This is a genomic window from Trichocoleus sp. DQ-A1 (genome assembly GCF_039961955.1).
Taxonomy (GTDB): domain Bacteria; phylum Cyanobacteriota; class Cyanobacteriia; order Cyanobacteriales; family FACHB-T130; genus FACHB-T130.
This window is the reverse complement of sequence record NZ_JAMPKE010000034.1, coordinates 46913-61138: the sequence shown is the minus strand read 5'-3', so window position 1 is coordinate 61138 and position 14226 is coordinate 46913. Positions and strand designations below refer to the sequence as shown.

Sequence of the window (14226 nt, the reverse complement as noted above, 5' to 3'; positions counted from 1 at the left end):
AATCATCGACGTGGCAAAACAAAGCTTCTAAACTAAGCATGGGCGGGTAGATACTTGAGAACTCAGCACTTTCAGCGTATCTGCTCCGCCCTTTTTTATCCCGAACTCACGTTATATAAGTAATTAGACCTCTTGCAGGACTCTCATTGCAGGACCGTACAAAAAAAAGTCTGTAACGATAACCTGAGTTCAGGTTAATTAGGCTCTGAAAGCGCAGAGACCGGAAAGTTTTCTAATCCATTTAGTTGAAGAACAGCAACCAGCAATCCTTGAGTAGCCTAATCGCCAATCTTCATTCAGGATAGTTCTAAACGGCATCGGCATTCAGTACGGTTTCGTACTAATAAACCCGATGGATTGAGGAAATTTTTCTTAGCAATGATTGCAATCCGGATTAAAAAGACAAAACAAAGATTTATAAAGATTTTGAAAGGTAAAAGATGGATAATTTTCAATAAATATATATCATATTTTAGTCCGTGCAGCATTCAGACTTTGTTTGTATAGATGCGACTTCATTCAGTTGTCACTTATTTAAAAAAAAATGGGATGCTCCCGATCGGGATGGAATCAGTGCGATCGCAACCTTATTAAATTCACTAGCCAGATCAAAGTGAGAGCGATCGCGCGCAGAGTGTTGCTTGCCCAACCTATCGCCTGCACGAGTTCCCCCTCCACCAAGACAAATGTGGTGCGTAATGTTTCAGAGCGATCGCACTTTATCTCAAGTTGAGTTCAGTCAGGAGAGTGGAAGGACTCGCTCCACTGATAACCTGATTGAAAGCGCACTTCGCTTACATTATGAATTTAGAAGATCCCTCATCTAGAGCCTTACTAGCCTTCCTTGAATCGGAACTCTCTCAAAATCGCGCTCTCGGCGATTACCAAACGATGCTGAGAGCGCTATGGAATAAACGAGAAACTCCAACCTTATCTCAGATTCCAACCAAACTTCCACAGGGGTATCGAAGTCTTGCTGTACGGGAATACGTGCGCCAGAACTTCGGTGCTTTACTACCTTACTGGGGGCCGACTGCTATCCGGGGCGATCTAACCGAGAAGAAAGCCCATATTAGTACTTTTATTAGCCTTGTTAACGAGTTATCTAACAATGCTGCTGAAATCAATAGAGTATTCGAGCTAGCAGCAAAGATGGTGGCAGATCACATTAACGCCAAATCTCCCATTATCCAATTACCAATAGCTGGTAAACCACAACAGATATTGACCCAGTTGCTGGCTGTAAAAAGCAGAGGTAGAGTTCAACAGGGTCTTGTATATGCGCTCCTGAAAATTCTATACGAGGAAACTCCTAACATCACTGTGCGTACAAAAGCAGTATTCGCTGGCGACGCTCAAAGCGGACAAAGAGGTGATATTGATGTAAGTGAAAATAACGGCAAAATTCGGTCAGTATTCGAGGTTAAAGCTCAACAGCTTAATCTATCTATTTATGAAGATGTTGTCCGCACGCATACGGTTACTGGAGAGCGTAATTACCCAGTTTTTATCGTGGCTGAGAGCTTTCAAGCTCATTTGTTTAATGAGTACCAGGACGTGTTTATTATCAGGCTTAGAGATTTCTGCCTTACTATCCTAGCAGAGATTGTTTCTTCCAAAAATTTGTCCTCTGATGAGTCTATTCGTCGCGTTTTAGACGTTTACAACAGCGATTTCTGCGACCTCATTCAACAAGACCGAACGCTGCGAGTTGACTACTAAATGGCGCTTGATATCCGAACCAATCCAAGCAACAACAGGCACCGCAACCGCGTCCCCAAAAGCATAACGACCAACGCTTTGGTTCTCTGGAATCCAAAAGCTATCTTCAACTCCTTGAAGGCGTCCGTACTCCCGTGCAGTCATATATCGCATCTTAATTTGGTCAGGTGACACAACGATGAGGATTTGCCTACTGCTACCACCCGACCCAGTTCGCAAGCAACCAGAAATTCCATCATCTCGCGTCTCTAGGCAAACTAAACCTTTACGCATCCGACGATAAGCAGTCAAGTATACAGGTTCTCTAGTTGTTCTCGCTAATCGCTTTGCTTTCTCTAAGCGATGTTTGCTATTGTCTCTGATGTAGGACAACTCCCGTACCAAGGCACTATCGTTAAACCACTTCTGGTGGTCATTTGTATCTACTAAATCAGCTAGAACTGTTTTCCTCGTAGATAAGGGTGACAGTTTCAAAAAGTTCCAAAATAAATCTGAATTATTAATAATTAGCTTTTGCACAGCTAACGGACGGCAAGGATGCTGGAAATAAGTATTATTGTCTTTTATCACCTGAGTTCCTCTTATAGGTTCAGATGTGTTCAAACCGATAATGAAAACACGGGGGCGGCTTTGCGGTATGAAGTAAGCAGCATTAATAACTAGAACATCACATGAATAACCTAACTGATTAAGTGATGATAGAATTTTCCGGATATCCTTGCCGTTACGTGAGTTCAAAAGACCAGTAACGTTCTCAATTAGTACCGCCTGTGGTAGTCTTTTCTCAATAGCAAATTCATTGAGTATACGCATAAACTCAAAGAAGATGCCACTATGTTTCCCCCCTAGTCCCTGTCTATTACCAGCTAATGACAAATCTTGGCAAGGAAATGACGCTGTTACTAGCGTTACATCTGGAACGTTGTGGGCATGAAGATTAGCTATATCGTCAATCTGGAGTTGCTCATTACCGAAGTTTTTGGTGTAAATTTCACCTTTGGCTGGATCAATATCATTAGCAAAAACACACTCGAAGTTTACTTCTTCAAGTCCCTTCCGTACCAAACCTATACCTGCGAAAAACTCAGCAAATCGCAGAGAATTTTGATTAGCAACCAATTGCAACGTGTCAGTCACAATAAAATTTATAATTATTTGTATTGCCTATTAATGTATCACAATCTTCTGATAGATAAGCTAATTTTTACTTACCTTGTTAAGAGAAGATAGATTGATACGACGCCTGTCACGAGAACTTAGTAATAAGATTGGGGCTTTACTTTGCTCATTGCTGTTATTAAAGCTTTCAACCAGTTTAAAAAGTTCAACAATCGCGCAACTCCACCACTTGCACCAGTATGATTAAGGCACTATCTCATGATTTCATTTCAAACCACTCGGTTCTGGCGAATGCACTCTGCATACCAATTGAAGCTGGCTTTGGGAATGCGTTGTTGCGTCTTGTAATCGATATAGGTAATCCCAAAGCGGCGGCTATAACCGTAAGTCCACTCAAAATTATCCATGAAACTCCAAAGGAAGTAACCTTTGAGGGGATATCCTTCACGAATGGCTCGATGAGCCGCCTTCAAATACTGGCGTAAATACATAATGCGGTCTGTATCAATTACCTCGCCTTGAGCGTTTAGTTCGTCTTCGGCAGCGCAACCATTCTCGGTAATGAACACGGGCAAATCTTGTCGCCCAAGCGTGTCGCTAATATGGCGAATACCCCAATAGATGCTCTCAGGAACGATATGCAGCCAAGGCATATTCATTCGCGGGTAGCCTTTGGGGAAGTCAAGAAACTCGTAACCGTATTTATTGTCAGCCGCACGAACATAAGTGCCAGTGTAAATATTGATACCGAGTGCGTCGAGGGGCTGGTGAATGATTTCTAAATCGCCCGACTGAATATCTGGGGCATCGGCTCCCAACTTCTCAAGCATTGCTGGACTATAGGCACCCGTCAGCGCTGGAAAAATAATCCCACCATTGAGCCAAGAAGTATGGAAAGCTTGCTGAGCCGCTGTTATATCAGCCGCTGATTCGGTGAGGGGAACGGTGACAGAAATATTGTCTACAAGTGCTACGGAACAGGTAACGGGCGAGGCGGCACGGATAGCTTGACAGCCCATTCCATGAGCGAGGAGGGCATGGTGAGAAGTCTGCCACACTTCTTTGCGAGTTTTGACGCGAGTGCCAGGGGCAAAGGGCGGGTCTTTATCCACATCGTAGGCGAAATCAGTGAAGCAGGGAATTTCGTTGATAGTCATCCAGTTGGTGATGCGATCGCCTAACCGACTGACCACAGCAGTAACATAGTCAGCAAAATCTGAAGCCATCTCGCGGCTGCGCCAAGAACCGTACAAGTCCTCTAGTGCTTGAGGGCTATCCCAATGAAACAAGGTGGCGTGGGGCGTAATCCCGTAGTCGAGGAGGCAATCAACCAGGCGTTTGTAGAAATCAATTCCCTTCTCATTGACGTTTCCCCGACCATCAGGAATGATCCTAGGCCAAGCGATACTAAAGCGATAGTGCTTGATGCCCAGTTGTGCCATCAGTTCTACGTCTGTTTCGTAGCGGTGGTAATGGTCGCAAGCAACAGCACCCGTATCGCCATTCTCAACCCGTCCGGGGGTAGCACTGAAGGCATCCCAGACGCTGGGTTTGCGATCGCCTTCTGTTGCCGCACCCTCTATTTGATATGCGGAGGTAGCCGCGCCCCAGATGAAATTTTCTGGAAATTCGTCGTTGGCTTTCATCTGGTTTACGGTTGTTGGTTTTGTTTATTGAGAGAAGATAGCTTCATGCGACGATTTTCACGAGAAATTGGCACTAAGGCTGGGGCGTTGCTTTGAATAGTGGTCTGCTGACAACTAGCGATCGCTTTCGATAATTCTGCAATCGTCGGTGCCTCAAAGACGCTCCGCAAAGGTAACTCCACCCCGAATGCGTCGCGCACTCTAGAAACAAGCTGAGTTCCTAATAATGAATGTCCTCCTAATTCAAAAAAGTTATCGTGAATACCTACCCGTTTAACTCCCAAAACCTCACCAAAAATTTTCACTAGCACTTCTTCAACCGGAGTTTGAGGTGCAACATAACTTCCTGCCAAGTCTAGTTTGACTGGTTCGGGTGCAGGTAAGGCACGGCGATCGACTTTGCCATTAGGCGTAAGCGGTAGAGATTCCAGCACCACAAAAGCCGATGGCACCATGTACTCAGGCAACTTTTGGGTGAGATAAGCCTGCAATTGAGGAATTAACTTCCGAGCTGCTTTTGCTTGTAGGGGATTATTCGCATAAGATTGTAGCGATCGCAATTTAGTGCTGAGTGGCGAAGTAGTTTTCTTGTCTATTCCTTTGCTTACAAACACTACATCGTAGCGTCCTTCAGTGCCGGAATCTGACCAGCTAATATCAACGTTGTAAGGGACATCTAGACTATGAAAATCTTCTGGATCTACTCCTAGATTTTGGAGCTTTTGCAAAGCTTCGCGCATCTGTCCCGCCGTTTTAAATTCTGCTGCGCCTGACAGCAATTCTGCTGTTTTAACTGCTGCTGTTATCCGCGCATTAGGCACATTGGTAATGCTTAATATTTCTGGTTGGTTATCAATTAATAGCTGATGTACATCGGAGACGGTTAAGTTATTTTCGTGCCAGTCTAGCGAGGAACCCCTCCCCAGCCCTCCCCGCAACAGGGAGGGAGCCGGAGTATTCTTACTTCCCGCCGCTTCGGGGGGATTGATGTAGGTGCTTTCAGAATCTATTTCAGCGCTAATATGCAGAATCGCGTTATAACGAAACTGCGTTAATTCATTGTGAGAACGACCCCGTATTAGTTGAATTTGTACGTCGCTAATCTGGGGAAATCGCTGCTTTAAAACCGTGAAGAAAGCTGGATCAATTACTAACTCAGTTTCTTGGAACATTTGCATTTCTACTCGTTGCTGCAACTGTTCGCGGGTGAGAGAGGGTTCGGCTTGAGCCAGTTGCACTGAGGCGTGGAAAGCTTGCAGCAGGGGAAGGCTACGCACATCGCCGATGAAGATGAAGCCACCGGGAGCGATCGCATTTATTGCACCCTCCAGTACGCGCACCAGATAATCAATACTGGGAAAATATTGCACAACCGAGTTGAGAATCACCATATCAAAGGCTTCTGACTCCACTCCCTCAAAGTCAGTCGCTAACTTCTGAAGCAATGTTACTTGAGGTAATTGTGCCAATTGCTGCTGGATATAGTTCAGTGAAGCCGAGGAAAAGTCTGTCCCACAATATTTATTGCAGTGAGGCGCAATTCTAAACAACAATAAACCTGTTCCACACCCTATTTCTAACACTCGACTCGGTTGCAAATCCAGAATTTCCGCGACTTGGTTATCTACCCATTCACGCATTTGTTCTGCTAGAATCGGTTGATTAGTATAACTGCTATTCCAACCCACAATATTGAATGTTGGATCGATATCAGCAGCAGATTGATTGTAAGTTTCGTTATAGAGCATTTGCCATTGCAAAATCTGCTCATCTTGCATCAGTGCTGAGTTTGAATCTTCATTCAATTGGAACTCAGTATTCAAAGCCACATAAGCTACCAAACGGTTTTCGCCTGCTGCATCCTCACGAGTCATTACTACCGTTTGCAACACTGCTGGATGCTGACTCAGGATCGCTTCAATTTCTCCTAACTCAATGCGGTAGCCGCGAATTTTTACCTGTTCGTCGAGGCGACCTAAAAATTCGATATTGCCATCTGGTTGATAACGAACTAAATCGCCTGTTTTATAAAGACGTGCTTCTGGCTGATTGCTAAAGGGATTAGAAATGAATTTTTCAGCAGTTAAATCGGGACGGTTTAAATAACCTCGCGCCAGTCCAGCACCGCCAATGTACAATTCACCAGCAACGCCAATCGGTACAGGTTGTAAATGACTATCCAGCACATAAACTTGAGTGTTAGCAATGGGACGACCAATTGCAGGCGCGATCGCATTTCCTAATACTGCTACATCTGTAATCCCTTCTTGCTCCCCTTTTAAAGCCCTATTGAAGGAATTTTCTTGCTCTCTAACAGCAACAATACCGGATGTTGTAACAACAGTATTCTCAGTTGGACCATAATTATTCACTACCTGGAAAGGATATTCAGCCAAAGGATACTGATGTAATTTATCGCCTCCTGTTAATAAGACTCGCAATGCTATATCTTTAGACCAATCTAATAACAAAGCTTTCTCAGCTAAAGGGGTCGGCAAGAAGCTAATAGTTATCGATTTTGATACTAAAAAATCTCGCAGCTTTTCAGGCGATCGCCTGATTTCATCATCGATCAAATAAATGCTAGATCCTGCACTCAAATAAGGCAAAATTTCCCATGTGCAAGCATCAAATGCACATCCCGCAACCTGCGTTACTCGGTCAAGCGGTGAAACTGCAAATGCTTGTTGATGCCAAAATACTAGATTTAGTAGTCCACTATGTTTAATTTGAACTCCTTTAGGCTTTCCAGTGGTGCCAGAAGTGTAAATAACATAAGCAAGGTTTTCTGCGGTAACGCTGCTGCTAGGATTATCTTCGCTTTCTTGGGAAATATTTTCCCAATCTTTGTCTAAACAAATTATTTTTGAATTTTGATTATTAAGGCGTTTGATATACTGTTCGCGTGTTAATAAAACTGGCACTTGAGCATCTTTAAGCATAAAACTTAAACGCTCAGTAGGGTAGCTGGGGTCTAAAGGTAGGTAGGCTCCACCTGCTTTCAGGATGGCTAACATCCCGATTATCATCTCAAGCGATCGCTCTACGCAAAGTCCTACTAAAATTTCCGCACCAACACCCAATCTTTGTAAATAACGTGCAAGTTTGTTGCTGCGTATGTTTAACTCTTGATAGGTGAGTTCTTTATCTTCAAATACCAGCGCGATCGCCTTTTTATTCTGCTCTACCTGTGCTTCAAATAGCTGATGAACACACAAAGTTTTGGGATAATCTACTTTAGTATTATTCCATTCCACTAACAGTTGATGTAGTTCAACTTCACTTAATATTGGTAATTCGGCAACTCGTTGCTCTGGATTCGCAACAATGCCCTCTAGCAATATTTGGAAATGCCCCAGCATCCGGTTAATGGTGGCTGCATCAAATAAATCGGTGCTGTATACGACAAAGCCGCTAATTCCTTCTGAACTATCTACCCCTAACCCATTATTTTCTTTTTGCTCCCACAAGTGGAACTCTAAATCAAATCGGGTTGTTTCTGTATCAACAAATTGCAACGGGCTTAAGGTTAAATCTGGTAGTTCTAGCGCCGACATTGGCGCATTTTGTAATGCAAACACCACCTGGAATAGGGGATTTTGATTCAAGTTGCGCTCTGGATGCAGTTCTTCCACCAGCTTTTCAAAAGGCAAATCTTGGTGAGCATACGCTCCCAGGGATACCTCCCGTACTCGGCTCAAAAGTGAGCGAAATGTTGGGTTTCCATCAAAGTTGGTACGCAACACCAAACTATTGACAAAAAAACCAATTAACCCTTCAATTTCACTACGGTTGCGGTTGGCAATTGGCGAACCTACGGCAATATCTTCTTGCTGCGTGTAGCGGTACAGCAACGTTTGAAATGCTGCCAGTAAAGTCATAAACAACGTTACGCCTTCTTGCTGGCTTAAGGCTTCTAACGCCTTGCTTAGGCTTTTCGGTAGTTGCAAAAGTTGCGTTGCACCCCGGTAGCTTTGAACTGCTGGTCGAGGTCTGTCAGTAGGCAAATTTAGGATAGAAATGCCGTCCAACTGCTGCCGCCAGTAAGCAAGTTGTGTTTCCAATACTTCCCCTTGCAGCCACTCGCGTTGCCAGTGGGCAAAGTCTGCATACTGGATGGGTAGTTCTGGTAAAGGTGTAGAGACGGAAAATTTATCGTCTTTACAAGAAGCAAAGGCTGTGTAAAGTGCCGCTAACTCCTGAATTAGTACCCCCATAGACCAGCCATCAGAGACAATGTGGTGCAGAACCAGCAGTAGCACATATTCTGACTCATCCAACCGCAGTAGCGTTACTCGCAGAAAGGGGTCTTGGGACAAATCGAAAGGACGTTGCGCTTCTTGGGAGGTGATGCGTCGCGCTTCGGTTTCTCTTTCGGTTGCAGGTAGCGATTCTCCTAGCCCTTTCAGGGCGGCTTCGCCAACAGAGACGCTTCGCGATTCTCCTTCGGAGACGCTTCGCGATCGCAAATCTATTACTGGTAGCGGTACAGTTAACGTGGATGCGATCGCTTGCACGGGTTGCCCTTCCACCGTTACAAAAGTGGTGCGTAAAGCTTCGTGACGACGCACAATTTCGTTAAAAGTCTTCTCCAGGGCTGCTAAATTTAACGAACCTACCAGACGCACCGCTGCCGGAACATTATAGAAAGCATTGTTAGGGACTAATTGATCCAGAAACCACAGCCGCTGTTGTGCAAAGGATAGCGACAGATTTCTGTCCCGCAAAATGGGTGTAAGGCTTATCGGAGTAGCGTTTGTGGTAACGTTAGCTGTCCTTAGAAATGAGAGAATTTCAGCTTTGCGTTCAGCTATCTCTGCACGTAGTTCTGCGGTGAGGCTTCCTTCTGGGGCGTTACAGCGCAGGCGTTCTCCATCAACAAAAACCTGAATATCTAAGCTACGGAGGTAAGATAAAAACTCAACTGTTTTCAAAATTAAACCTCTTCTAGGACACTACCCGCTAGAGGAGTTTACTTGCTATTGACCCGACTGTGGTCTAACCTCGGTATGACGTTGGAAGACAACGCAGTCAACATCCCACCCTGAAGGTTCCTGCTTATGGTGTTCATGCCCCTCAATTTCCTACTCGTATGGCTGGTTGGATTGCTGTCCATCGGGATACTGGGCGGAGGGATTTACATTCTGTATGAGTGGTATGAAGGGGAACTGGTGGGGACATCCTACTTGATAGGCGGACTGGCGATGGTTTTGTGGTCTCTTGGCGGTCGTTTTATCAGCTTGCCGCTGCTGCGTCGCCAAGGTGCTGACGAACCTAAATTGATGCGTACTGGAACTGTACAGCGCTTGCCACGACCGGATGGTAGCGTCCTGCACGTAGAGTTCTATGGGCCTGAAGATGGTCAACCGATTATCTTTTCACACGGTTGGGGACCAAACAGTGCGGTATGGTACTATGCCAAGCGACAACTGAGCGATCGCTTCCGAGTAATAGTATGGGATTTGCCAGGACTCGGAAAATCCACTAGACCCAAAAATAACGACTACTCCGTAGAAAAATATGCCCGTGACCTCGAAGCCGTTGTTGCGATCGCGGGAGACAAGCCGGTTATCCTGCTTGGACACAGCATGGGTGGCATGATTAACCTAACATTCTGTCGGCTGTTTCCAGAACATCTGGGGCGTCGCGTAGCAGGCTTAATCCTCGCAGATACAACCTACACCAATCCGCTGAAAACTTCTATCTTGAGCAGTGTGTTACCCAAATTGCAGAAACCGCTGCTTGAACCATTGCTGTACCTCACCATGCTCCTGTCACCCCTCTTTTGGCTGATGACTTGGCTAAGCTATCTCAACGGTTCGCTACACATCAGCGTAGAGATTTCTGGATTTAAGGGGACTGAAACCCGCGGTCAACTGGATTTCGCCGCTTTCTTATCGGCTTTAGGTTCGCCTGGTGTTCTCGCTCGCGGTACATTGGCAATGTTCAATTTCGAGGAAACAACAACACTCCCAACGATTAACGTTCCGGTGTTGGTCGTTTGCGGTGCAACAGATATCGCAACTAAACCTGTTGCAAGCGATCGCATGAAAGCCGAACTACCTCAAGCTGAACTCGTCACGATCAAGCCGGGCGGACACATGGTATTGATGGAGAAGAATCAGCTCTTTTCCGAAGTTGTCAGTGCGTTTTGTGCTAAATGCGGGTAACGCTCAGAACATTTTAGATTACTTGCGCTTGCTGACTCTTGAGTATTTGCAAATGAGATTGTAGAAAGACTTAAAATTCTATTTCTTCTCGCTCATTTTTCGTAGAATTCGTGTTATTCAAACCTTTAGCTGCCCAACACATCGTTTCAATGTGCCTAGCTAAACTAGCTACCGTTGGAGATTCAAACAAGTTGCGTACAGACAACTCTATTTGGAAAGCATCGCGGATGCGGGAAGTTAGCTGAGTTGCGAGTAGAGAATGACCGCCCAATTCAAAGAAATTGTCGTGGACACTTACCTGCTCTTTTCCCAAAACTTTAGCCCAAATTTCGGCTAGCGCTTCCTCAACGCGATCGCGTGGTGCGACATAATCTTCTTTGATATCAAAACTGAGCGTATCAACCGCAGGTAAGGCACGGCGATCTACTTTTCCATTCGGTGTCAGCGGTAGGAATTCTAGCATGACATAAGCTGAAGGCACCATGTATTCAGGTAACTTTTCTTTTAGGAATTGCCGCAGATTGATGCTTGCTGGTGCCTGTTTTTGGTTAGGAACAATATAAGCAACCAAGTGCTTATCACCAGGGATTTCTTCCCTAACAATTACCGCTGTCTCGCTCACTACTGGATGCTGATTGAGCGCCGCTTCAATTTCGCCTAATTCGATGCGGAAGCCGCGAATTTTTACCTGATTATCAATGCGACCTAAAAACTCAATATTGCCGTCTGGTAGATAGCGGGCTAAGTCACCCGTTTTATAAAGTCGTGCTTCTGTTTTCTTACTAAAAGGATTAGAAATAAAGCGTTCAGCAGTTAATTCAGGGCGATTCAGATATTCTCGCGCCAATCCATCACCGCCAATGTACAATTCGCCGACAACACCAATCGGTACAGGTTGTAAATGAGCATCCAGCAAATAAATCTGCGTATTCGTAATCGGGCGACCAATTGGGATAGATGTTGCTGATTCTGCTAAGTTCTCTACACAGTAATAAGAAGAAAATGTTGTACTCTCTGTTGGCCCATAGACATGAATGAATTGCTTTGGCACTCCATGTTTAAGAACCTTTCTGACCCACCGAATATCAACAGCCTCACCTCCAAATAGCAAATAGCGCAAGTCTGCGAAAGCTTGCGGAACCTCTCTAGCAATCTGTTGAAATAAAGCGGTTGTCAAAAATAAAATGCTAATATCTTTTTGTTGGAGTTGTAAGGCAAACTCGTGGGGCGAAAGGGTGACATCTCTGCTAATTCCCACAAGTTGAGCGCCATTGAGTAACGCGCCCCAAATCTCGAATGTTGCTGCATCGAAGGAAGTGTTTGAGGCTTGGGCAACTTTATCATTAGGTGACAATTTTACATAATTGGTGTTGCATACCAGCCGATTGACAGCTTTGTGAGGAACAGCAACTCCCTTAGGCTTTCCTGTAGAACCAGAAGTGTAGATTACATAAGCTAAGTTCTCGCTGGTTACGCTGCTATTCGGGTTTTCTTCACTTTCTTGGGCAATAATGTCCCAATCCCGATCGAGGGAGACAACTGGATTTGAGAAGCCCTCAAAATGCCCAACAAATTTTTCCTGTGTCAGCAATAGTACGGGCGTATCCGTGCCAATAATTTCTGGATTGAAGCCAAAGTTTTTCTGTAGAAATGCTTCGCCCTTACAAGCATCATCAAGCATAAACTTCAAACGTTCTTGAGGATAACTAGGATCTAAAGGCACATAAGCTCCCCCTGCTTTCAGAATGCCTAGTAATCCCACAATTAGGTCTACAGAACGCTCCATACAGATGCCGACTAAAACTTCCGAAACTACCCCCATTTTTTGTAAATAATGTGCTAATTGGTTGCTGCGTATGTTCAACTCCCGGTAGGTTAGAGACTCGATAACCCTTGTCTCTAAATTTTCAAATATTACTGCTATAGAATTAGGATTCTGCTTTACCTGATTTTCAAATAACTGATGGATACACTGATTTTGAGGATAATCCGCCTGGGTGTCGTTTACTTGTATTAATAACTGCTGTCGTTCAGCTTCACCCAATAGCGGTAAATTTGCAACTCGTTCTTCGGGATGATTAACAATCCCTTCAAGCAATGTTTTAAAATGTCCCAGCATTCTAGTAATCGTGGCTTCATCGAATAAATCCGTGTTGTAAACCACTACGCCTCTAATCCCCTCCGAATTCTCCCATTTACCGCCCCATAAGCTCCGGAAATCTTCGGAACACTTCCACAAATGCAACTCCAAATCGAATCGGGTTGTTTTAAAGTCAACATCCATAAAGCTAGGCACTAATCCAGGCAGTTCTAACGCTGACATTGGCGCATTCTCAAAGCCAAATACTACTTGGAATAGCGGATGAATATTTAAGTTGCGCTCTGGATGTAGCTCCTCAACAAGTTTCTCAAAAGGCAAATCTTGATGGCTGTATGCGCCTAGTGTTACCTGCCGAACTCTGCTTAAGAGTTCGCGGAAAGTTGGGTTTCCAGATAAGTCGGTACGTAATACCAAACTATTGACAAAAAAGCCAATCAATCCTTCAATTTCACTGCGGTTACGGTTAGCAATTGGCGAACCCACCGCAATATCTTCTTGATGCGTGTATCGATAAAGTAAAATCTGAAATGCTGCCAGCAAAGTCATAAATAGGGTGACACCTTCTTGCTGCGAAAGCGTCTGAAGCGCATCACTTAGCTTTTCCGGTAACTCTAAAGATTGCGTTGCGCCTCGATAGCTTGCAACAGCTGGTTTCGGTCGGTCAACGGGCAAATTGAGTACGGAAATACCGTTTAATTGTTGCCGCCAGTAAGCTAACTGGGTTTCCAGCACTTCCCCTTGCAGCCACTCGCGCTGCCAATGGGCAAAATCAGCGTATTGTAGGGGCAGTTCCGGCAGCGTAGAGACGGGATGCGTCGCGTCTTTACAAGTAAAGGCTGTGTAGAGGGTTCCCAGTTCCCGAATCAGCACCCCAATCGACCAATCATCACAGATAATGTGGTGCATATTCAGCAATAGAATATGTTCTGTTTCGGAAAGCTGTAGCAGCTTTACTCGCAGCAATGGAATAGAGGACAAATCAAAAGGACGCTCGATTTCTGCTGCTACCAACTGCTGGGCTTGGAGTTCGCGATCGCATTCTGGAAACTGCCGCAGGTCTACTACGGACAGAGGGATGGTTAAGCCGGAAGCCTTAGCGCAACTTTCCGCAGGAATCACTTGTACGGGTTGCCCCTCTAGCACCTTAAATGTAGTCCGTAAGGCTTCGTGGCGACGCACAATTTCGTTAAATGTCTGCTCTAATGCCGCGAAATTGAGCGCACCTTTTAGGCGAATGACTGTCGGCACATTATAGATCGCATTGCCAGGTATCAACTGGTCAAGGAACCATAGCCGCTGTTGGGCAAATGATGCAGGAAAGACAAAAACCTCTTGTTCAGACATATCGATTCTTTCTTTTGCAGCTATCGGGGCGTTGTCGGCATCCGGCGTCATCTATCTTTGCTTTCACCACAAGGGATAATAGCCTGTCCAGGTTGATTTAATGGGAAGAAGCGATCGCGTAAAG

6 protein-coding genes are annotated in these 14226 nt (G+C 45.0%); 2 read left to right on the top strand and 4 right to left on the bottom strand.

The annotated features are described in order from the left end of the window. Nucleotides 1-801 precede the first annotated feature (801 nt). Complete coding sequence (locus NDI33_RS22875; RefSeq protein WP_190428341.1) at nucleotides 802-1722, top strand: hypothetical protein; 921 nt, start codon at nucleotides 802-804, stop codon at nucleotides 1720-1722. Here NDI33_RS22875 and dcm read toward each other — a convergent pair. From dcm to NDI33_RS22860, 3 genes are all read right to left on the bottom strand, one after another. Next, nucleotides 1654-2859, bottom strand: coding sequence for a DNA (cytosine-5-)-methyltransferase (gene dcm, locus NDI33_RS22870; protein WP_190676202.1), 1206 nt, complete (start codon nucleotides 2857-2859; stop codon nucleotides 1654-1656). The genes NDI33_RS22875 and dcm overlap by 69 nt on opposite strands. A 251-nt stretch (nucleotides 2860-3110) precedes the next feature. After that, nucleotides 3111-4487, bottom strand: a complete 1377-nt coding sequence (locus tag NDI33_RS22865) for a GH1 family beta-glucosidase (RefSeq protein WP_190676200.1) — start codon at nucleotides 4485-4487, stop codon at nucleotides 3111-3113. Nucleotides 4488-4492: 5 nt separating this feature from the next. Further along, the gene (locus NDI33_RS22860) at nucleotides 4493-9421 is read right to left on the bottom strand and encodes a non-ribosomal peptide synthetase (RefSeq protein WP_190676198.1); all 4929 of its coding nucleotides are present in this window, start codon (nucleotides 9419-9421) and stop codon (nucleotides 4493-4495) included. A 126-nt stretch (nucleotides 9422-9547) separates the two neighbouring features. Between NDI33_RS22860 and NDI33_RS22855 the strand changes: the two genes are divergently transcribed. Beyond that, complete coding sequence (locus tag NDI33_RS22855; RefSeq protein WP_190412273.1) at nucleotides 9548-10657, top strand: alpha/beta hydrolase; 1110 nt, start codon at nucleotides 9548-9550, stop codon at nucleotides 10655-10657. 70 nt (nucleotides 10658-10727) lie between these two features. Here NDI33_RS22855 and NDI33_RS22850 read toward each other — a convergent pair whose 3' ends face one another. Then, entirely contained in the window at nucleotides 10728-14102 is a 3375-nt protein-coding gene (locus NDI33_RS22850; RefSeq protein WP_190676196.1) for a non-ribosomal peptide synthetase, read from the bottom strand. Nucleotides 14103-14226 lie beyond the last annotated feature (124 nt).